Source organism: Pseudomonas sp. OV226 (assembly GCF_003148705.1).
In the GTDB taxonomy this organism is placed as follows: domain Bacteria; phylum Pseudomonadota; class Gammaproteobacteria; order Pseudomonadales; family Pseudomonadaceae; genus Aquipseudomonas.
The window spans coordinates 117,252-138,262 of record NZ_QGGS01000015.1 but is presented as its reverse complement, the minus strand read 5'-3'; the positions used below and the strand labels follow the sequence as shown (position 1 = coordinate 138,262).

Genomic DNA, 21,011 nt, shown 5'->3' with positions numbered 1-21,011 from the left:
CAACCGGCCTGACGACAACCCTGAGCTCCTACACGGCTGTAAGGCCGTTCCACTAATTAGGGTCGTTGGGCATCGATTCTCATCGAGGCGCGGGGTGACAGCCCCACTCAGACGCCGGATAGATGAAAGCAAGCCAAACACGACATCAAAAACAGTATTGCAGAAAAGGGGGTAACCATAGATGTAGGAGCGAGCCTGCTCGCTCCTACAGGTTTGATGTGTGTCAGGCCACCGGGATGATCGGCAGGTCGAGGGTTTGGTCACCGCTAAACCGTGAAAACGATCCGGCAAGTGTTTCGTGCGGCACACCTTTGGCCACATCGCTGACGCCATCCAGTCGCGCCAATTGATCCACGCTCAGTTGCACATTCAGCGCACCGAGCGTCGCGTCCAGTTGCTCACGGGTGCGCGACCCCAGAATCGGAATCAGCGCGGTAGTCGAACGCTGGGCTTTTGCGCGCAACCAGGCAATGGCTACGTGCGTCGGGCTGGCCTCCAGCTCGGCCGCAACGGCGAGCAACGTGTCAAGGAGGGCTGTTTCGCGGGCGCCTTTTTCCGCGTGGATCAGGATGCCGAGTTTGTTCCCGCGGTTGTCGCCATCGTTGGAGCGGTACTTGCCGGTGAGGAACCCGCCACCCAGCGGCGACCATAACGTCGCGGCCAGCCCCAAGGCTTCGGCCATCGGAAGTTGTTCACGCTCGGCGGTACGTTCGGCCAGGCTGTATTCCACTTGAATCGCCGTAATGGGTGCAAAACCGCGCACCTCGGCCAACACGTCGGCGCGGGCGATGCGCCATGCCGGAAAGTTTGACAGCCCGGCGTAATGGATCTTGCCGGCGCGCACCAGGTCGTCGAAGCCGCGCAGGATTTCTTCCATCGGTGTCACGCCATCGCTCATGTGCGCCCAGAACACGTCCAGGTGATCGGTTTTGAGCCGCTTCAGGCTTTCTTCGACGGCGCGGACCATGTTTTTGCGGTTGTTGCCAGTGTGGGAAATGCTCGCCGACGGTGTCGTCCCCAAGGTGTATTTGCTGGCGATGACCAGGCGATCGCGCTCTGCTGCGATAAATTCGCTGAGCATCACTTCAGATTGTCCGGCCTGATAGCCGTTGGCGGTGTCGATGAAATTGCCGCCGGCTTCCAGGTAGCCGTCGAAAATACGCTTGGCTTCGTCACGTTCCGCGCCATGCCCCCAACCGGTGCCGAAGTTACCGGCGCCCAACGCCAATTCCGAAACGCGCAAGCCGGTTTTGCGACCAAAAACTTTGTAATGCATGGGGTGACTCCTGAAGGAAAAACGCCGGGATTTAATATAGATGTTTTGCGACATGTATTAAATATGATGCCGGTAATCTATGGCGTCAACACGCTTTTCCATGGAGGCCAAACAAGCGACCAACGGACCCACTCGCTGCTGCCACTTTCTGACAGGGGCCTCTGCTAAGCTCCGACAACTTTTTCAGAAAGAGCCTGCCCATCGTGTCGCGAACCACTCGTCTACTCACGTTGTTGCAAGTGCTGCGGGGCAAGAGTCGGCCGGTGACGGCGGCAACGCTCGCCAGCGAACTGGAGATTTCCGAACGCACGCTGTACTGCGATATCGCCGAACTGACGGCGCTTGGCGCACCGATTTTCGGCGAAGCAGGGGTCGGTTATGTGCTGCGCAGCGGTCTGTTTCTGCCGCCCTTGATGCTCAATGCCGACGAAACCGAAGCCATCGTGCTGGGTTTGCGCTACGTCGATCAGCGCGGTGACGAGGTGTTGAGCAAAGCGGCAGCCGACGCCTTGGCCAAGATTGCCGCCGTACTGGCCCCTGAAGCCCAGGACGCGTTGCGCAACCCGACGGTGCTGCCGGGCCCGCCCGGTTATGGCTATCCGGAAAATGCCGTGCCGTTGGGCGTGTTTCGCCAGGCCATCCGCGACCAGTCCAAGCTGAGCATCGACTACGCAGACGCCAACAAGGTGCCTAGCCAACGGCTGATCTGGCCGCTGGCGTTGGGGTTTCTCAATGAAGTGCGGATCATTGTTGCCTGGTGCGAATTACGCAGTGCCTATCGGACCTTTCGCACCGACCGGATTTCGGCCGCCAATGAGCAGGGCGAGCGATATCCGGGGCGGCGTAGTGACTTGCTGCGTATCTGGCGCAAGCAGATGCAACTGGATGAGGCCGGGCGTTTCACTCCTGACAAGAACTGACACAGGCTTGTTTTAGCATGGCTCCAGAATCAACTGACAAGGAGCCGCAAACATGTCCAATCCCGCCTCTTCACTGGCGCCCGCCATCGCTGCTTACATTGCCGCCGCCAATGCGCGTGACACCTCCAGGGTCGCCAGTTTTTTTGCCGAGGACGCCAATGTGTTCGATGAGGGTCAGCACCAGATCGGCACCCGCGCGATTGCCCAATGGATGGAAGACACCGCGCAGCGCTATCAACCCCGGGTCGAGGTGCTGGATGTGCAGCAGCGCACGGGCAAAGTGCTGGTACACAACCTGATCTCCGGTACGTTTCCCGGCAGCCCGCTTGAGTTGCGTTACATGTTCCGCCTTAACGACCAGGGCAAGATCGCCCGGCTGGACATCTCTCTGTAGCAGCTACCGTGTCTGCGTTCGTGCTGTAGCAGCTGCCGAGCCTGCGAGGCTGCGTTCGGCGACGCAGTCGTCGTGAAATCAGGCTCTGCGGTGTAACAGGAAAACCGCATTCGCAGGGTTTACGACGACTGCGTCGCCGGACGCAGCCTCGCAGGCTCGGCAGCTGCTACAGGCCGAGCTGCTACAGCCCGTGTGCGGCGTTCGGCAGTGGTTACAGATCGGACGTATACTCCCGCGCATGAATGTCGACTCTCCGTTAAGCGCCTGGCAACACGCCGTTGAACACTTGGGTTTCGTCCAGGACGAAGCCCAGGAACACGCGGTGTGGGCGCTGCAAAAATGCCACGAAGCGTTGCTTGAAGGTCACACGCCAATCACTGGCGTCTACCTGTGGGGGCCGGTCGGGCGCGGCAAGACCTGGTTGATGGATCAGTTCTATCAAAGCCTGCGCGTGCCGGCCCGGCGTCAACACTTCCACCATTTCATGGGCTGGGTGCACCAGCGGTCGTTTCAACTGACTGGCACCGCCGACCCCTTGAAGGCGTTGGCGCGCGAGTTGAGCCAGGAAGTGCGGGTGCTGTGTTTTGACGAGCTGTTCGTCAACGATATCGGCGACGCGATCATTCTCGGGCGCTTGTTCCAAGTGATGTTCGAGCAAGGCATGGTGATGGTGTGTACGTCCAATCAGCCGCCGGATCAGCTCTATGCCGATGGCTTTAATCGTGACCGCTTCGTGCCCGCCATTGAGGCGATCAAGCAACACATGCAGGTGATCGCCGTGGAAGGCAGCGAAGATCATCGCCTGCATCCGGGCACTGCCTTGCAGCGTTACTGGGTGACCGATGCCGCGCATCCCGACGCGCTCGGCGACGTGTTCAAGGCGTTGACCGTCGGCCAGACAGTGTCCAGCGAGCCGGTCACGGTTGGCTACCGTTGCGTCAATGTCGTTCAAGCCAGTGCCAGCGTGCTGTGGTGTCGTTATACCGACCTGTGCGAGCAGCCTTTTTCGGCGATGGACTTCATGGCGCTGTGTGACACCTACAGCGCTATCCTGTTGAGTGAAGTGCCGAACCTCAGCGCCAAAAAACGTGAAGGACGTATCGCCCGAGGTACCGAAGACGGTGTCGAGCGCGTCGTGGCGGGGGACCGTGAGTTGCCGCAACTGTCAGTCAACGACGATGGCGTGCGGCGTTTCATTGCGCTGGTGGACGAGTGCTACGACCGCAAGGTGCCGCTGTACCTCGAAGCGCAGGTGCCGATGGAGGCCCTGTACACGCAGGGGTATCTGGAGTTCCCGTTCCGCCGCACCTTGAGCCGGTTACAGGAAATGCAGCTAAAGCGTTTTGCCGACGCTTGATACTTGGGAGCCGCGATCATGCATCAACCCTTGTCTCATCACTTGCTGACCATGGCCTATCAAAATGCCTGGGCCAACCATCGACTCGCCAACGCCTGGCGTCAATTGAGTCCGGCGGAACTGGCGGCGCCACGCGTCAGCTTCTTCCCCAGTGTTTTTGCCACCCTTAATCACATCCTGACGTGCGACTGGTTTTACGTGGATGCGCTGGAACGCGAATTGCGCGGTGACGATCCGCACCCCGATTGCTACGTGTTTTTCAAAGTGGATGAGCCGTTCACCCTCGGAGCAGATCTCAAGCGTGAGCAATCACTGGTGGACAATCGACTGATCGCTTACTGCGAGCAACTGCGCGATGCAGATTTGGGGCGAGTCGTGACCATTGCCCGGGACACACCGCAACACGACAGCCGTCTGCGCTTGTTGTCTCATCTGTTTGAGCACCAGATTCATCATCGCGGCCAGGTCCATGCCATGCTCAGCGGCACCTCGGTCGCACCGCCTCAACTGGACGAGTTTTTCTGTGCCGGCGAGTCGGGGCTGAGAGCGGCGGACTTTGCCGAGTTGGGATGGACCGAGACGCTGATATGGGGTGTTTGAGGCAGGTTCAGGTTGTCGATGATGACGACTCGCGATACTGTCCATCGACTTCGCGGCGCGAGTGACGCGCCGGAACTACTTGATGGGATAGCGACAATGGAAATGGAATCCGCAGACATTCTTGTACTTCAGGCCAGCTATACCAACCCGGTGCATGCCGAAGCCATTGGCGTGGTGCTCAATGCCTATGCCCAAGACCCGATGGGCGGAGGGCATTCGTTGCCCGAAGATATTCTGCAGCAGTTGCCGGGGGAGCTGGCCAAGCGTCCCCACGCCTTCAGTGTATTGGCCTTTGTCGACGGTGCACCGGCGGGGCTGGTCAACTGCTTCGAAGGCTTTTCGACCTTTGCCTGCCGACCGCTGGTCAACGTTCACGACGTGTCGGTGGTGCCGCAGTTTCGTGGCCTGGGCCTGAGCCAGAAAATGCTGCAAAAAGTTGAAGACATTGCCCGCCAGCGTGGCTGCTGCAAGATCACCCTGGAAGTCCTTGAAGGTAACGCCGTCGCGCAAGCGTCTTACGGCAAGTTCGGTTTTGCCGCTGGCATGTTCGACCCGGCCCATGGCCGCATGCTGTTCTGGACCAAGAACCTTTAACCGGGGGCACTTGAGCGCTTTCGAGCAGGCATAAAAAAGGGCGTCCATCAGGACGCCCGGCTGGCTTCGATTACTTCGGTCTGTAGGATTCGGTCATTTGTGCGGTTTGATCGCTGGGGACGCGCAGTTCAATGTTTTTGACCTCAAAGCCATTTGCCTTTTGCTGCGCGAGATGCAAAGTCTCGTAGTAATACTGCATGCGTTCGGAGCCGTATTCTGCAAAGGCAGTGGCAGAGCCGAACGTCATCAGGCCAGCAACGATCAGGGTCGTATATTTCATGGGTGCCTCCCATTACGGGTTCAGGGCCTTTCGTCCATGAAGCTATGTCGCAGGGACATTATCTGCCGATTCCGTCAAATGGGAATGAGCACGCCAGAGCCGGGCGCCCGTGATTGAAAAGGGGGAGGAGGAACTGCGCGATGCGCAACAAAAAGGGGCCGGAACCGGCCCCTGAATGGAGCTACTGTTTAACGACGGCTGGAGCCACTTTAGGCTTCATCAAACTGAAGTCGATCAGCGGGCGGGCCTCACGCTCGTAAGGGTTGCCGATCATCAGTGGGCGCGGCTTGAAGCTGTCACTGACCAGGCTTTTGCTGCGGTCCAGTTCATCAGCACTCAACCCGGCCAGGTCGGCCCAGGTGTGAATCAGTTGCGAGCTGCTGTAAGGCCTGCTCAGGTCGGCGGCAAAGCTCCAGTCATGGTTTTCACGCCATTTCGGCGAAGCCCAGGCCATGAACGGAATGGTGTACATCGGCGCAGTCGGCTTGTTCTCGTTGCGCCCGAGGGTGCTGTGCCCCACGGAGTCAAACACATCTTCACCGTGGTCGGAGAGGTACAGCAGGAAGCCGTTCGGGTCGGACTTGGCGTAGTCCTTGATCAGGCTCGATACGACGAAGTCGTTGTACAACACGGCATTGTCATAGCTGTTGTAGGTCGGCACCTGATCGTCGCGCACGCCGTCCGGCACGCCTTTGCGGTCGGTGAACTTGTCGAACGTCGGCGGGTAACGGTACTGGTAGCTCATGTGCGTACCGAGCAAATGCACAACGATCAGCTTGCGCGGTGCGGCATCGGCCAGTGCCTTGTTGAACGGCTCGATGACATCGCCGTCGTACTGGGCGGCGTTCTGATTGCGGTTGTTGTTCAGGTACACCTGCTCGTCGGCCTGCTCGGAGAAGGTTGTCAGCATGGTGTTGCGCTTGGTCATGGTCTGCTGGTTGGTGATCCAGAACGTCTTGTAGCCCGCCTGTTTCATCATGCTGACCAGCGACGGCGTAGACAGGTAAAGGTCCGGGTGTTCTTCGTCGGCGAAAGTCAGCACCTGCTGCAACGCCTCGATGGTGTAAGGGCGTGGGGTGATGACGTTGTCGAAGACCGCCAGTTGATCTTTAAGCTTGTCCAGCTCCGGCGTGGTCTCGCGCGGGTAACCGTAGAGGCTCATGCGCTGACGGTTGGTGGACTCGCCGATCACCAGCACCAGGGTCGCGGGCTGGTTGGCCATCGTGTCCGTCAGGTTTTTCAACGGGGGGATCTTGCTTGCGCTGTGCAGCATGTCTTGCATGCCAGCCAGGGTTTCCAGGTAGCGGTGATAGGCCACGGCCATCTGCCAAGGCACGGCGGGCTCGATGCGGGTTTCGAACTTATCGAAACCTTCCGCGAAACTGCCGGTGCGCGCGGTCTGTTTGACCAGCGGGTAACCAACCACGGCGATCACGATCGCCGTCGCGGCAACCAGTGCCTGCCAGCGCGGCAGGACCACCGGGCGCAAGCGGGTCCACAGGAAATAAGCGAACAGCGTATGGGCAAGGAATGCAGCGACCATCCACCAGGCGAAATACTGGGTCATGTACTCGCCGGCTTCAGAGATGTTCGATTCGAACATGATGAAGATGACGCTCTGGGAAAATTCCTGTTGGTAGATAAAGAAATAACCCAGGCTGGCCATCGAACAGGCCCACAGCACGACGCCGATCACTGCCGCCATCACACGCGTCTGTTTAGGGAACAACAGCATCGGTGCAAGCCAGATGGCGCTCATCACAAAGGCCTGGCGAAACCCGGAAAAGCCCGAGGTGCCGGTCAGTTGAATGAGTAATTGAGTGATACCGGAAAAATACCAGAAGAACAGGAATAACCAGAGAAGTGCTGCCCAATCGAGACCTTTCGCAGACGTGTTGCTGCGTTTAAACAATGCCATTCAACGCTCCAGCCAGAAATCACTTCAACGTCGAACCATCCATTGCCGACGAACAGAAACCACCCGAAAACCGAGCGGCAATAAGGGGGGCGGCAGTATCAATAGGCAAATGTGAAAAAATTGTGAAAAACGAGGTCGGAAACAGTTCGAGACTGTTTCCGAATCACCTGAGCAGATCAGGCGTGGGGGGCGTGCTGGGTGACGGGCAGGGGTGGTGATTGGGTGCCTTGAGTCAACTGGCGCAGTTTCGCAAGTTCCTGCTTCAAGAGGTCGCGCTCTTCTTTTAGCTGACGCAACTCATCACGATGGATCGTGACGTAAAGGGTTTGTGCTGGCCGTGCTGCGTGTACTGTGCCCATTGCTCACCTCGCAAATGGTTGACTCAACTGTAGAACCGCCCCCTGCAATCAGGTGCTGATCTACTATCGGCGCTGATTTTGATTTCTTTTGCCCCTCAAGGGAACTTTTTTATTTTTCATGGTCGTTGTGTCTTCGGCGCGATTACCGACGTTATCCATCAGGATCGGGCACAATGCCCGGAAACTATGTGCCAACGCTCTGGACTAACCCCATGAGTCACGTTGGGCTATACCTTTGACACACTTTATTTGTAGTAGGGAGCATCAGCACATGCAACTCGGGATCATTGGACTGGGCCGCATGGGCGGCAATATTGCGCGGCGCCTGATGCTCAATGGGCATACCACTGTCGTTTACGACCGCAATACCGCCTTCATCGACACCTTGACTGCCGAGGGCGCCAAGGGCGCCGCAGACTTGCCGGCCCTGGTGGCTGGCCTGGCCAAACCGCGTGCGGTCTGGGTCATGTTGCCGGCCGGCGCGCCGACCGAAGACACCATCGACACCCTGAGCACCTTGCTCGAAGCCGGCGACACCATCATCGACGGCGGCAACACCTTCTATAAGGACGACATCCGCCGGGCGAAAACCTTGTCGGAAAAAGGCCTGCACTACATCGACGTTGGCACTTCCGGCGGCGTCTGGGGCCTGGAACGCGGCTACTGCATGATGATCGGCGGCGATGCCGAGGTGGTTAAGCGCCTTGATCCGCTGTTCGATACCCTGGCACCTGGCATGGGTGATATCCCGCGCACCAAGGACCGCAAGTCCGATGACGATCGCGCCGAACGTGGCTACATCCACGCCGGCCCCGCAGGTGCAGGCCACTTCGTGAAGATGATCCACAACGGCATCGAGTACGGGATGATGCAGGCCTTTGCCGAAGGTTTCGATATCCTCAAAACCAAGTCCAGCACCAACCTGCCGGAAGATCAGCGCTTTGATCTGAACGTCGGCGACATCGCCGAAGTCTGGCGTCGTGGCAGCGTGGTGTCGTCCTGGCTGCTCGACCTGACGGCCGACGCGCTGGCCAGCGATCCGAAACTCGACGGTTTTTCCGGTTCCGTGGCTGACAGCGGTGAAGGTCGCTGGACCATCGAAGCCGCCATGGAGCAATCGGTGCCGGTACCGGTACTGTCGAACTCGCTGTTCTCGCGCTACCGTTCGCGTGGGCAAGGCACCTTTGGTGACAAGATTCTCTCGGCCCAGCGCTTCGGCTTCGGCGGCCATGTGGAGACTGCGAAAAAATGACCCACGCGATCCGCAAGAAATCCAAGGCAGAACCCGCACCGCCCACCACGTTATTCCTGTTCGGTGCCCACGGTGACCTGGTCAAGCGCCTGCTGATGCCGGCGTTGTACAACCTGAGTCGCGATGGTTTGCTGGGTGATGGCTTGCGGATCATCGGCGTGGATCACAACGCCATTACTGACGAAGCCTTCGCTCGCAAGCTCGAAGATTTCATTCGAAGCGAAAGGGCGGCCAAGTCGGGCAAGGGCGATCAAGCCCTTGACCCGCAGGTGTGGGCCAAGCTGGCCAAAGGCATCAGCTACGTCCAGGGCGACTTCCTGGACGACAGCACTTATCAAGCGCTGGCGGCGAAAATCGCCGCCAGCGGCACTGGCAATGCGGTGTTCTACCTGGCCACCGCGCCACGTTTCTTCAGCGAAGTGGTGCGTCGCCTCGGCGCCGCAGGCTTGCTGGTGGAAACACCCGACGCATTCAGAAGGGTGGTCATCGAAAAACCGTTCGGGTCCGATCTGCAAACCGCAGAAGCCTTGAATGCCTGCTTGCTCAAAGTGATGACGGAAAACCAGATCTACCGGATCGATCACTACCTGGGCAAGGAAACCGTACAGAACATTCTGATCAGCCGGTTTTCCAACAGCCTGTTCGAAGCGTTCTGGAACAATCATTACATCGACCACGTGCAAATAACTGCCGCCGAAACCGTCGGCGTGGAAACCCGTGGCAGTTTTTATGAACACACCGGCGCCCTGCGGGACATGGTGCCCAACCACCTGTTCCAGCTCCTGGCGATGGTGGCAATGGAACCGCCAGCGGCGTTTGGCGCTGATGCGGTACGCGGTGAAAAAGCCAAAGTCGTGGGGGCCATTCGCCCTTGGTCTACCGAAGACGCCCGAGCCAATTCGATTCGCGGTCAATACGCCACGGGCGAAGTCGACGGCAAGCCGTTGCCGGGGTATCGCCAGGAAAACAACGTGGCGCCCGACAGCAATACCGAAACCTACGTCGCGCTCAAAGTCATGATCGACAACTGGCGCTGGGTCGGCGTGCCGTTCTACCTGCGCACGGGCAAACGCATGAGCGTGCGCGACACCGAGATTGTCATCTGTTTCAAACCGGCGCCGTATGCCCAATTTCGCGACACCGAGGTCGATGAGTTGCAACCGACCTATCTGCGGATCCAGATCCAGCCCAACGAAGGCATGTGGTTCGACCTGTTGGCCAAACGACCGGGCCCGGCCTTGAACATGGCCAATATCGAGCTGGGTTTTGCCTATAAGGATTTCTTCGAAATGCAGCCGTCCACCGGCTACGAAACGCTGATCTACGACTGCCTGACGGGCGATCAGACGCTGTTCCAGCGCGCCGACAATATCGAGAATGGCTGGCGCGCCGTGCAGCCGTTCCTCGATGCCTGGCAGCAGGACGCAACGGTCCAGAGTTACGCGGCCGGTGAAGACGGCCCGGCAGCCGCCGACGAGCTGCTGGCCCGTGACGGTCGCGTTTGGCACAGCCTCGGATGAAGGGGGAAACGCAGCAGCCCATCCGTTTTCTGCTCAGTGACATGGACGGCACCTTGCTGCTGCCTGATCACACGCTCAGCCAGCGCACCATTGCGGCGGTACGTTCGCTGCGCGAGGCGGGCGTGCTGTTCAGCCTGGCCACCGGGCGCCCGCCCAAAGCGATGTTGCAGCAGATTGAAGCGTTGGGTGTCGATCTGCCGACGGCGGCGTTCAATGGCGGCACGATCGTCAATCCGGACGGGAGTTTGCTGGTTGCCCATTACTTGCCGGCGACGGCTGCGCTCACCACATTGACGCTGTTCGCCGATCTGCCGGACATCGAAGTCTGGGTGTTCAGCGGCGGCGACTGGCTGCTGAAGGATGCAAACGGCCCCATGGTTCCCCGGGAACAGCATGGCCTGGGGTATCCGCCCATAGTGGTGGAGAGTTTTGAACCTTACCTGGAGCGCATCGACAAGATTGTCGCAGCGAGCAACAACACCGGGTTGCTGATCGAACTGGAAGCGCAATTGCTGGCCAATGTCGCAGGCCAGGCCCAGGTCTCGCGCTCACAACCGGTGTATCTGGACGTGACCGCGATGCAGGCGAACAAGGGCGCGGCGCTGGCGACACTGGCCGAGCATCTCGGTGTGCCGCTGGAACAGACTGCCGCGCTGGGCGATGGTGGCAATGACCCGGCGATGTTTCATCGTGCCGGGTTGTCGATTGCCATGGGGCAGGCGGAGGAGGCCGTCAAGCGCCAGGCGGATGTGGTGACCGGGCCTAACACCGAAGACGGTGCTGCCCAGGCGATCGAGCGCTATATCCTCGCTCGCTGACTAACTCCTACAGTTATTGTTCTGTGTTACAGCCAGAAACTAACGGCGTACCACCCAAGAACACCCATCACCACGGTGTACGGCAACGCCATCCACACCATGCAGCCGTACGACAGGCGAATCAGCGGGGCAATTGCCGAGGTCAGCAAAAACAGAAACGCGGCTTGTCCATTGGGCGTCGCCACGCTGGGCAGGTTCGTCCCGGTATTGATCGCAATGGCCAGTGTCTCGAAGTGTTCACGGCTCATGTGGCCGGAGATGAAGGCGCGTTTCACTTCGGTGATGTAAATGGTCGCCACAAACACATTGTCACTAATAGCTGACAGCAAGCCATTGGCAATAAACAACATGCCCGGTTGCTGGTCGGCTGGCAGTGCCAGTACCCACTGGATCAGCGGTGTGAACAATTGCTGGTCGTGAATCACCGCGACCACCGCAAAAAACACCACCAGTAACGCGGTGAAGGGCATGGCGTCCTTGAAGGCGTTGCCGATACGGTGCTCGTCGGTGATGCCGGTGAAGGCCGTGATCAACACGATCACCATCAAGCCGATCAGGCCGACTTCCGCGATGTGAAACGCCAACCCTGCAATCAGGATCAACGCGGCGGCACCCTGCACCAGCAAGGCGGCACGCTGGCGCGAAGTGCGCTCGGCGTTGTCTTCGGCGGCAAAGTTGGCCAGCACCGCCCGAACGTTGTCCGGCAGCAGTGTGCCGTAGCCGAACCAGCGCAGTTTTTCCAGGAGCACGCAGGTCAACAAACCGGCGGCCAGTACCGGCAGTGAGACGGGGGCAACTTTCAAAAAGAAATCGGAGAAATGCCAGCCCATCTCATGGCCGATCAGCAGGTTCTGCGGTTCACCCACCAGTGTGCAGACACCGCCTAACGCCGTGCCGACGGCACCGTGCATCAAAAGACTGCGCAGAAAGGCACGAAACTGTTCGAGGTCGCCATGGTGAAGCGTGGGCAATTGCTGGTCATCGCTGTACTCGCTGTCCTGGCGAGGATCATTGCCCGAGGCAACGCGGTGATACACCGAATAAAACCCCACGGCCGCACTGATAATCACCGCGGTCACGGTCAATGCGTCAAGGAAGGCCGAGAGGAATGCCGAGAGAAAGCAGAACATCAACGACAACAGCGCCTTGGAGCGAACCCCCAGGAGCAAGCGCGAAAACAGAAACAGCAGCAGGTCTTTCATGAAGTAGATGCCGGCCACCATGAACATCAACAGCAGGATGACCGGAAAGTTATGCACCAGTTCGTCATAAAGCGCCTGTGCCGTGGTCATTTTAAGCAGCAGGGCTTCAATCAGCAGCAACCCGCCGGGCATCAGCGGGTAACACTTGAGTGCCATGGCCAGGGTAAAGATGAACTCCAGCACCAGCAGCCAACCGGCCGCAACGGGGCCGACGGTCCACAGCACCAGTGCGTTGAGAATCAGGAAACCGAGAATGCTCGCCTTGTACCAGCGAGGTGAGTGGCCGAGAAAGTTGTGCGCGAACGCCTGGGCCATTGAACCGGACATCGGCTACTCCTTGTTTAAAGAAGCGCGCAACTTGCCGTAACAAGATGGGAATATCAAGTCCGGGAAAGGTAATGGATTACCCGAGATAGCGCACCACAACGGCCTTGTAGTTGCCATCCAGCGAATAACCGCCTACGACGATTCTTCCATCAGCTTGAACCGCTACCGACATAGCGGTATCCAGGCTGCGGCCCAGGCGGGTGCGAACCCAGCAGGTGCCTTCGGCGAAACCGGGGTCCAGCTGCCCACCCGGCAAATACCGGGCTAAAAGGAAATCGGCTTCGACGCCGCCGTTTGTGGCGCCAACTGCCAGCACTCGACCATCTACCTGATGCCGGGCGGCGGTCCATTGGCAACCGCTGTGACCGATGTTCAGTAGTTGTGGCTGGCCGCCGTTGCAGTGAACATCGGGGCGGCCATTGCTGTGTAGTTTGAAGGCCAGGCAGTGCATCGGGTCGCGGCTGCTGCCAAAGCACAGCAGGTCGCCATTTTCCATCTCGATGACCTGGTTGACCTGAGCGCCCCGCTCTTCAGCCCTGAACGACATAAAGCCATCCACGGCGAAAGAGTCATCCAGACGGCCATCGGGGAGGTAGCGCGCCAGTAAACCTTCCACGGGGAAATTAATCGATCCGCCGACCATGATCCGGCCGTCTCGTTGCACCATGAGGCTACTGAGCCAGGAGTTCATCAGCAGGTGCCGGACGATGACAAAGCCGCGGCCATTGAAGGACGTATCCAATTGGCCATGGCGGGTAAGGCGTATCAACAGGCCGACATGATCGGCCAGTTCAAAATGGTGGTTGGCCAGCAGCAGAATCCCGCCGTCAGCCAGCACTTGCACGTCGCAGGCTTCGGCGCCTGGAACGCCAGGGGGAAGCCAGACATCGCGGGTGCCCAGGGACAAGTTTCCCGGCAGGCGAATGACACTGATCCCATTGTCACCAAAATGCCTGACCGGGTGACCTTGGGAATCGAACAGCGCCAAGGCTGGAAGCGTTCGGTGAGTGTCTTCATAGTGCAGCCCGGCCACCAGAATGTGTCCGTTGGCCAACAGATGCACTTTGCCCGCCATGGCTTCGAAGCCGCGCTGGAACTGCCCGATAACGCTGCCGTTATGGCCAAATGCGAGGTCCGCCGAACCGTCTTCCAGTAAACGGGCCAGGCCAAAGCAGTTACCACCTCGCAGGCCAACCGTCGCCGCCACCAGCACGCGGCCACTGGAGTCAATTTCCACGCTGTTGGCGATACTTGACGTACTCCCGGCGAAATACACCTGGGCTTTACCGCGGGCGGCGAAACTATTATCGAGATCGCCAGCCGTATACCGCGATACAGGTAGGGCAAAAGCAGTCTGGTGTGGCATGCGCGCCTCTCCTTGCGAGCTGTCCGAAACCGGGGGGCGGGAGGGCAACTGCCTGTGTGAAACATTCAATCCCTGAATGGGCAATCACACAACTGTCATAACTAACAGGCGGAGGGTCGCACTGTGCCAGAACAGTGTCTTTTCGAACCAAAGACAAGTGCGCCAAGTAATTCGAGGCGAAAAAGTTAGAGTGTTGGATGCGCTGTAACTGTTAAAACAGCCAACTAAAAGAAGGCAAGGGGGCGGACTACGTTGAAGTAGTCCGCAGAGACCCTTAGTGCGGCATGGACCATGATTGCAGCTGATAACCTTTCTCGCTCAACTCGGCGCGTGCCTGCTGCAGCAGGTGTTCGAGTTGCGCAGGGTCGGAATACTCGCTGCTAGGGATTTGGGCGCGGCTAATGTGGGTGTTGGTGCGGTCGATGACGGTGATGCTGAGTTCACCATTGCCGTCTTGTGGGGCCCAGGCCACGCATTGGAAAGGTTTAAAAGCGCGGTCGGCAATCAAAAGAGCTTCGTTGATACGGAGCGGGGCGGTCATAGGATTTTCTCTCTGTGTGCCCAATCAAGTGATCTGCCGTCGGTTGGGCTTACCGTTCGGCTGGTTACTTGTACTGATGCCCCCAACATGGGGTCAGGTCACACACAAACAAAAGAAATTTCAACTTTCTTTCATATACTCAATGCAGGGGTATTGATTTGAAAGCTGAATGAAAGGTTCAACTCGTTAGGTCACTAACCAAGTCGTTCTTATAACTGTTTAAGCAGCCTCTCTATAGTCAATCGATACAAGGGTGTGTCAAATTCTTGCTAATGTTACAGCCAAGTCCGCCAAATGACTGTTTTTACTAATATTTCCTAAAATTTGGCGCCAAGGAACAGTCATGATCGAAGCGCCTGCGTTACGACGTCTGTTAGTAGTAGACCCCTGTGACGACTGCCATCGTCTGTTACCGGGTTTGCGCTCGGTGGGGTGGGATGTTGATAGCTGTTCCCTGGAGAACGCCGCCGATAGAACCTGCGACGTCGGCTTGTTGCGATTACAGCCCTTTCATCTGGAACGTCCCGAAGCCGTCAAAGAACTGATCAGCCGCAGCGGCACCGAGTGGATCGCGGTCCTTAACCAGGAAGTCCTGCGCTTGCAGAATGTCGGGGACTTCGTGTGCGAATGGTTTTTCGACTTCCATACTTTGCCCTTTGACGTCTCTCGGGTTCAGGTCACGCTGGGGCGGGCATTCGGCATGGCGCGCCTGCGTGGGCAGGGCACGATTCACATCGATCAGCCAGAACACGAACTACTGGGCGACAGCAAACCGATTCGCGAACTTCGCAAGTTGCTGAGCAAATTGGCACCGACCGAATCACCGGTCTTGATCCGCGGTGAAAGCGGCACGGGCAAGGAATTGGTCGCGCGCACGCTGCACCGGCAGTCCCAGCGTCACAGCAAACCCTTTGTGGCGATCAACTGCGGTGCGATTCCAGAACATTTGATCCAGTCCGAGTTGTTTGGCCATGAAAAAGGCGCCTTCACCGGCGCTCACCAGCGCAAGGTCGGGCGGATAGAAGCCGCGAACGGCGGCACATTATTCCTTGATGAAATCGGCGATTTACCGCTGGAACTGCAAGCCAATCTGTTGCGTTTCCTACAGGAAAAACACATCGAACGCGTAGGTGGGAGTCAGCCGATTCCGGTGGATGTGCGGGTTTTGGCGGCGACGCACGTCGACCTTGAGGCCGCCATTGAGAAGAAGCGTTTTCGTGAAGATTTATATTACCGCCTGAACGTCCTGCAAGTGGTGACGGCACCTCTGCGTGAACGTCACGGCGACCTGTCGATGCTGGCCAACCACTTCTCCCATTTCTACAGCCACGAAACCGGCCGACGGCCTCGCAGTTTCAGCGAAGACGCACTGATTGCCATGGGCAAACATGATTGGCCGGGCAATGTCCGTGAACTGGCCAATCGGGTGCGGCGCGGGTTGGTGCTCGCCGAGGGGCGGCAGATCGAAGCGCGAGACTTGGGGTTGATCAGCCAGCAAGCCTTTGCCACCCCCATGGGCACCCTCGAAGACTACAAGACCCGTGCCGAGCGCCAGGCACTGTGCGATGTACTCAATCGGCACAGTGACAACCTGAGCGTTGCCGCCAGGGTCCTGGGCGTTTCCAGACCGACTTTCTACCGATTGCTGCACAAGCACCAGATCCGCTAGGGCGCGGTGAAACGAAAAGGCCCGCTGCGATTGACGTCGCAGCGGGCCTTTTCCTTGGGCTTGAAACAGTTAGAAGTAGTAAGGGAATTTCAGGCTGAACTGGAAGTCCGGGGCATCGTCCGTCATGCCCATGGACAGGTTGGGTACGATGGTCAGGTTGTCGGTAGCAGCAATGGTCATGCCGATGTTGAAATAACCGGCGTTGGCATCGCTGGCGACCACGGATTCCCAGTCACCCCCATCCTGTTTCAGCTTGCTTCTGCGCTGCACCAGGTCGGACACCGAGAACGACATACTCATCTTTTCGTTCAGCGCGAACGCAATACCAGCGCCGATCTGGAAGCTGTCGCCGATTTGTACTTTGCCTGGCGTTTTCTGGTTGACGGTAGCGCTGATGTCGTCGAAGGATTCTTCGAAGTTGTGGGTGTAAGACAAGCTGCCGAACAACACCGCCGGATCGAAGGTTTTGACCAGCGAAATACCCGGGGTGACCGACCAGACGCCGTTACCGGTTGGCAGGGTGTCAGGCACGAACAGGTTGGTGTTGGCATCGGTCTGACGCAGCTTGATCCCGAACGGGTCCTTGCCGGTCGGCGCCTTGACCCGCAAGGTGACAACGGCATCCGGGGTATTCACCGATTCGTCCAGGAACTTGTAGGCGATCCCGAAGTTCACGTCGCCAATCGTCGGGTCTCTGGTGACCGTGTCTTCGGTTGTAACGTTGGCCGCGCCCTGGTTGCCGCCGCCGGACTGATAAGTCGACTCGCGGTAAATCACCGGCACGTTCAGGTCGAACTGCCAGCGGTTGTTGTAGTTGTAGCGACCGGTGAGATCGAGCGTCCAGGTATCGGCCTTGATCCGGTCGAGGTTGATGTTGCCCAGGAAGATCGAGTCCAGTGCCAGGAAACCGTTGAGGATCAGCTGGCGGGTGTCGTATCGGGAGTAAGTGATCCCGGTCTCGACGCTGAATTTGCCGCCGCCAAAGAACCCGCTGGCTTCGTCATACAGGTTGGACACACTCTGTGCCGGTTGTGAATCATCGGCCAGCGACTGGCCATAAGAACTGCCGCTGCCCCCGGCTGCGCCCCCCGATGCTGCTGCTGCGCCAGTCCCTGCGGCTACCGCGTTCCCTCTCATGTCGGCTGGCGACTTGGCCAGGCGTTTCGGTGGGGGAGCTGCGGGTTGATCCTCTACCTGGCGGACCCGTTGTTCGAGCACCGCCAGGGCTTTTTGTTGTACTTCGTATCGTTGCTTTAGCTCCAGAAGTTCCTGCTTCAAGGCCTCTACATCCGAGTTGGGTGCCGCATGAAGCACGGCGGCCGGAAATAGAGCACTCAGACAAACAACTGCACGCAGTGATACTGATCGATACATGAATAAGCCGTCCCTTTAAACCCAATGATCGAGACTGAGCGTAGTTCAATATCCCAAGGTACGGAGGGCGTTAAGTTGGGTCAGGTTGCAGTCCAATGCGCCAGCACTCGGGCCATTATTATTGAGTACTACGTTGAGCTGGGTAAGGTTGTTAACCATGTTGCTGTTGCCCATCAGCCGGGTGTTTTGGAGCAATCCGCCCTGGGCCACTTGTTGCAACGCGTTGCCTTGATTGTTGTTGGCAGTAATTGCCATTTGAACGCCACCCCCAGTGGCAGTCACTGCCACGCTACCGGCGGCGTTGCTGCCGCTGATCGTTTGCCCTGCCAGCAAAGCCTGGCCCTGCCCCGGTACAAGCGCCGGTGCCTGGTTAGCTTCCTTCACATCGATCGAAACGTTGTTGTAAGCGGTGTTGCTATCGCCAGCTGCACGCACGCTTTGGGTAATGCCCTGGCTGGTGGACAGTCCAGCGCCGCCGACTACATTGCCGGTGCCTTGTTCAGGTGTACCGCCAGGACCGGAATTGCCTGATTGTTTGATGGTTGATACATAGAATTCGGGTTTGATCGTTGCCGCCTGGATCTGCATGGACGTCGCCGCCCCGATGACGTCACCACTGGCATTGCGCCAGGTACTGCTCATTACAACGCCGAAGCTGATAATACGGCCCGGCATCACATAACGACCGCGCAACTGGGCGAGTTCCTGATCCTTTACTTCGATTGGCTTGAATCCATTGGCATAGCCTGATGCGCTCGCTGCCAGACACACAGCGGCCAGCCAGTATGAGGTTTTCATCTGCTGCTCCCGGAGCATCCTGCTCCAATATCATCATTTGGCGATTAAAAGAAGTCGCTCTGTATGAAACCAAAATCCATCAACTCAGCATCTCTGACAGGGTTGAAGGTATCCAGCTTGTTCTTGGCTGTCAGCGGTACCGGTGGACTGCGTAATGCATTGGTTTTGTCGTAACCGGGACCTACGATAGCGAAGACTATGCCGTTCCAACCTTTGACAAAGTCATCATGGGAGTAGCGTTTGTGTCCGAGTACCGGGTCTCCGATGTAGACCCACTGCTTGTCCGCACGCTGCATCACCACGAAATGCTTGTAGCCGCGAATTTCCATCAGTACCACCACCGGAATCGTTACTGAATCCAGCTTTTCAGGTGGGATCTTGTAGCCCCTGGCGCGCATGCCGATGCTTTCTATGTAGCGCTTCATGTCCAGCATGGAGAAACCTTGAGTACGAACAAGGTTCTGGTCAGCGTTGACCAGCATGCCTTTGATGATGTGCTCCTCATCGACGTCGAGCCAATAAGCCTGGCGTAACACCGTGGCCAGTGCGGCGGCGCCGCAGCTGAAATCGGTTTTCTGTTCGACGATGTCGGCAAACTTGCGCTCACGCAAACTCTGTACCTGCTTATAGACCAGCACGCCGCCAGGCAGGGCGGCTACTGGCATCTGTGCAGCCTGAGTCAGGCCAGACAGGCAGAGTAGGGCGAAAAGGGCAGTCTTGCGCATGATCGATTACGCCTTTTGGGACTGTGGAAAAGCCCCGTTTCCGGGGCTTTCATTGCGATCGCGATTACAGGCAGGCTTTGCAACCTGCGGCGATGGACAGCGAGTTGCTTTGTTGGTTGCCGTTACCGGCTGATACGTTGGCTCCGCCATTACCGGAGAAGTTGTTCATCGAGTTAGTCATGCTTGCATTGTTGGTCACAGGGTTTTTCCAGCCATCAGGGGTCAGCACTTGTTGAGTGGTCACACCGGCCAGATCGAAGGTGCCGACTGCAGTGAAGTCAGATTTGACTGTGCCACCGTCGTGGTCTCCATGACCGCCTTTGTTGTCATTACCATAGCCGTGGCCATGATCATCGTCAGCTGGTTTGGACACTGCTTTGCCTGAAGCATAGAACTTGCCATGAGCAGAGAAGGTGCCTTTGAGCTCGTCTTTTTTGAAGGTCTCAGTGCCATAGTTAGACACGGACAGGCCCGTCGAGGTTTGGTTGGCTTCGGCTGCTGCTGCGGCTACACGACCGCCGGATACAGCAATGGCCAGGTTGTTTTTCTGTTGGTTGAAATCGCCAGCCGTCACGTTGATGCCAATGTTGCCTGAGCCACTATTGCCTGCGTTGTTCAGGTTTGCGTTGTTGGTATTAGAGTAGTTGAGAACGGTGTTGCCGGTGTTGTTTTGAGTCGCGCTGGAAATAGCGACTGCGGAGCCGAAGATAAAGCTTTCGTCAGCAGTGGCCAAAGCGGCGGCGTTGTCTTGTTGGTTGCCGTCACCGGCTGCAACGTTGGCGCCCATGTTGCCGTTGGAGTTATTCAACGAGCTGTCAGCTCTAGCGTCGTTTTTGGTGCCTTGGTTCAATACCCCGTTGTCACTGCTGTCCTGTTGGTCCATCACAGTGGCGCCGGCACCGGCAGAGATTGAAAGCATTTCTTCAAAAGTAGGGTGTTTAGGCTGATGGTTGTTATGCCCGTTGCCGTGACCGTTGCCATGACCGTGATCATCATCACGACCGCCTGCTTGTGCTGCGATTGCCATCACTGCTGCGAGAGCGAAAACCAGTGGTTTTAAGGCCATTGTAGGTTTCATGGTGTTTCTCCGTGCTTATTAGTTGGTTAAGTGTTGGTACTTTCTAATCGCACTGCGTTTGGGTCAGTCAGCGACCCGGATGCTGAGGGTGTTAGCCATTCGGTTCCCCACCCCAGCACTCTGGTTCACCTGGATAATCCCCCGGCTGCCGGTGAAGGCCTGGTCGCTGGTAACGACCTGGCGACTGCCGGTTTGGGGTCCAGTTGCTCCTGAGTTTGGTAACAACGCCACGTTCTGTTGGGAAAGGGCGCTATCGTCGACGCTCTGCGGTGCAGCACTGATGCTGACGCGCATTGCGTTGGCCATTTGGTTGTTGGCCCCGGCGCTCTGGTTAACGCCCAGTACACCGTTGCCATTACTGAAAGAGGTGCCACCGATCGTGGAAGTAGCGTTCATCGAAGGGTTGGCGGGGGTATCGATTTTCTGGTTGATGTGGGTGGACGCGCCGGCATTGGTGCCGATGGCGATAGCCCGGGTGTTGGTTTGTTGCAACTGATCCCCGGCCGCCTGGTTGACGTTGAAGTTGCCTTTGTACTGGACGCCGGAATCCTGGATGTTGGCGTTGTTCATGCTGGCGACGCCGGAGTCGGCCATGGCGCTTGCGCTGGCGAACAGGGCGAGGAAAATGAGGCTGCGATTCATG

Annotated in this window: 21 protein-coding genes; 9 read left to right on the top strand and 12 right to left on the bottom strand. The window is 58.0% G+C overall.

The genetic code is table 11. The features are described 5' to 3' along the window. Positions 1-223: 223 nt before the first annotated feature. Positions 224-1,276 carry an aldo/keto reductase gene (locus C7534_RS21770; protein WP_109787000.1) on the bottom strand — a complete coding sequence of 351 codons (1,053 nt, stop codon included), beginning with the start codon at positions 1,274-1,276 and terminating at the stop codon, positions 224-226. A gap of 203 nt (positions 1,277-1,479) precedes the next feature. On the opposite strand from C7534_RS21770, the gene C7534_RS21765 reads away from it, so the two are divergent. From C7534_RS21765 to C7534_RS21745, 5 genes are all read left to right on the top strand, one after another. Next, a complete protein-coding gene (locus C7534_RS21765; RefSeq protein WP_109786999.1) occupies positions 1,480-2,196 on the top strand; it encodes a helix-turn-helix transcriptional regulator in 717 nt (238 codons plus the stop codon). Between the two features lie 52 nt (positions 2,197-2,248). Next, positions 2,249-2,590: a nuclear transport factor 2 family protein gene (locus tag C7534_RS21760; RefSeq protein ID WP_109786998.1), complete on the top strand. Its 342-nt coding sequence runs from the start codon at positions 2,249-2,251 to the stop codon at positions 2,588-2,590. A 238-nt stretch (positions 2,591-2,828) separates the two neighbouring features. Then, the gene (gene zapE, locus C7534_RS21755) at positions 2,829-3,947 is read left to right on the top strand and encodes a cell division protein ZapE (protein ID WP_109786997.1); all 1,119 of its coding nucleotides are present in this window, start codon (positions 2,829-2,831) and stop codon (positions 3,945-3,947) included. A gap of 18 nt (positions 3,948-3,965) precedes the next feature. Beyond that, positions 3,966-4,547: a DinB family protein gene (locus C7534_RS21750; RefSeq protein ID WP_109786996.1), complete on the top strand. Its 582-nt coding sequence runs from the start codon at positions 3,966-3,968 to the stop codon at positions 4,545-4,547. Positions 4,548-4,649: 102 nt separating this feature from the next. Next, positions 4,650-5,141, top strand: coding sequence for a GNAT family N-acetyltransferase (locus C7534_RS21745; protein ID WP_046033187.1), 492 nt, complete (start codon positions 4,650-4,652; stop codon positions 5,139-5,141). A gap of 70 nt (positions 5,142-5,211) precedes the next feature. Here the strand turns inward: C7534_RS21745 and C7534_RS21740 are convergent, their stop codons facing one another. The 3 genes from C7534_RS21740 to C7534_RS21730 all read right to left on the bottom strand — a co-directional run bounded on the left by C7534_RS21740 (position 5,212) and on the right by C7534_RS21730 (position 7,698). Continuing rightward, positions 5,212-5,421: a hypothetical protein gene (locus C7534_RS21740; RefSeq protein WP_046033086.1), complete on the bottom strand. Its 210-nt coding sequence runs from the start codon at positions 5,419-5,421 to the stop codon at positions 5,212-5,214. 181 nt (positions 5,422-5,602) lie between these two features. Then, a complete protein-coding gene (locus C7534_RS21735) occupies positions 5,603-7,339 on the bottom strand; it encodes a phosphoethanolamine transferase CptA (protein WP_109786995.1) in 1,737 nt (578 codons plus the stop codon). A 176-nt stretch (positions 7,340-7,515) separates the two neighbouring features. Further along, complete coding sequence (locus tag C7534_RS21730) at positions 7,516-7,698, bottom strand: DUF6026 family protein (protein ID WP_109786994.1); 183 nt, start codon at positions 7,696-7,698, stop codon at positions 7,516-7,518. A 271-nt stretch (positions 7,699-7,969) separates the two neighbouring features. On the opposite strand from C7534_RS21730, the gene gnd reads away from it, so the two are divergent. The 3 genes from gnd to C7534_RS21715 are packed head-to-tail and all read left to right on the top strand — an operon-like array spanning position 7,970 to position 11,288. Next, a complete protein-coding gene (gene gnd / locus C7534_RS21725) occupies positions 7,970-8,950 on the top strand; it encodes a phosphogluconate dehydrogenase (NAD(+)-dependent, decarboxylating) (RefSeq protein ID WP_046033089.1) in 981 nt (326 codons plus the stop codon). Then, the gene (gene zwf, locus C7534_RS21720; protein ID WP_109786993.1) at positions 8,947-10,470 is read left to right on the top strand and encodes a glucose-6-phosphate dehydrogenase; all 1,524 of its coding nucleotides are present in this window, start codon (positions 8,947-8,949) and stop codon (positions 10,468-10,470) included. Before gnd ends, zwf begins: the two co-directional genes overlap by 4 nt. Further along, positions 10,467-11,288: a Cof-type HAD-IIB family hydrolase gene (locus tag C7534_RS21715; RefSeq protein WP_046033091.1), complete on the top strand. Its 822-nt coding sequence runs from the start codon at positions 10,467-10,469 to the stop codon at positions 11,286-11,288. Before zwf ends, C7534_RS21715 begins: the two co-directional genes overlap by 4 nt. A gap of 26 nt (positions 11,289-11,314) precedes the next feature. Here the strand turns inward: C7534_RS21715 and nhaB are convergent, their stop codons facing one another. The 3 genes from nhaB to C7534_RS21700 all read right to left on the bottom strand — a co-directional run bounded on the left by nhaB (position 11,315) and on the right by C7534_RS21700 (position 14,724). Then, positions 11,315-12,817, bottom strand: a complete 1,503-nt coding sequence (gene nhaB / locus C7534_RS21710) for a sodium/proton antiporter NhaB (RefSeq protein WP_046033092.1) — start codon at positions 12,815-12,817, stop codon at positions 11,315-11,317. A 76-nt stretch (positions 12,818-12,893) separates the two neighbouring features. Beyond that, a complete protein-coding gene (locus tag C7534_RS21705) occupies positions 12,894-14,183 on the bottom strand; it encodes a hypothetical protein (RefSeq protein WP_109786992.1) in 1,290 nt (429 codons plus the stop codon). A 274-nt stretch (positions 14,184-14,457) separates the two neighbouring features. Beyond that, entirely contained in the window at positions 14,458-14,724 is a 267-nt protein-coding gene (locus tag C7534_RS21700; protein ID WP_109786991.1) for a hypothetical protein, read from the bottom strand. A 343-nt stretch (positions 14,725-15,067) separates the two neighbouring features. Between C7534_RS21700 and C7534_RS21695 the strand changes: the two genes are divergently transcribed. Further along, on the top strand, positions 15,068-16,393 hold the full coding sequence (locus tag C7534_RS21695) for a sigma-54 dependent transcriptional regulator (RefSeq protein ID WP_046033095.1): 1,326 nt from the start codon (positions 15,068-15,070) through the stop codon (positions 16,391-16,393). 69 nt (positions 16,394-16,462) lie between these two features. Here the strand turns inward: C7534_RS21695 and C7534_RS21690 are convergent, their stop codons facing one another. From C7534_RS21690 to C7534_RS21670, 5 genes are all read right to left on the bottom strand, one after another. Continuing rightward, the gene (locus C7534_RS21690; protein WP_109786990.1) at positions 16,463-17,767 is read right to left on the bottom strand and encodes a hypothetical protein; all 1,305 of its coding nucleotides are present in this window, start codon (positions 17,765-17,767) and stop codon (positions 16,463-16,465) included. A gap of 45 nt (positions 17,768-17,812) precedes the next feature. Then, positions 17,813-18,583: a hypothetical protein gene (locus C7534_RS21685; RefSeq protein WP_109786989.1), complete on the bottom strand. Its 771-nt coding sequence runs from the start codon at positions 18,581-18,583 to the stop codon at positions 17,813-17,815. Between the two features lie 26 nt (positions 18,584-18,609). After that, complete coding sequence (locus tag C7534_RS21680; protein WP_109786988.1) at positions 18,610-19,290, bottom strand: C39 family peptidase; 681 nt, start codon at positions 19,288-19,290, stop codon at positions 18,610-18,612. 64 nt (positions 19,291-19,354) lie between these two features. Beyond that, positions 19,355-20,368, bottom strand: a complete 1,014-nt coding sequence (locus C7534_RS21675) for a heme utilization protein (protein ID WP_109786987.1) — start codon at positions 20,366-20,368, stop codon at positions 19,355-19,357. Positions 20,369-20,431: 63 nt separating this feature from the next. After that, complete coding sequence (locus C7534_RS21670) at positions 20,432-21,010, bottom strand: hypothetical protein (RefSeq protein WP_046033100.1); 579 nt, start codon at positions 21,008-21,010, stop codon at positions 20,432-20,434. Position 21,011 lies beyond the last annotated feature (1 nt).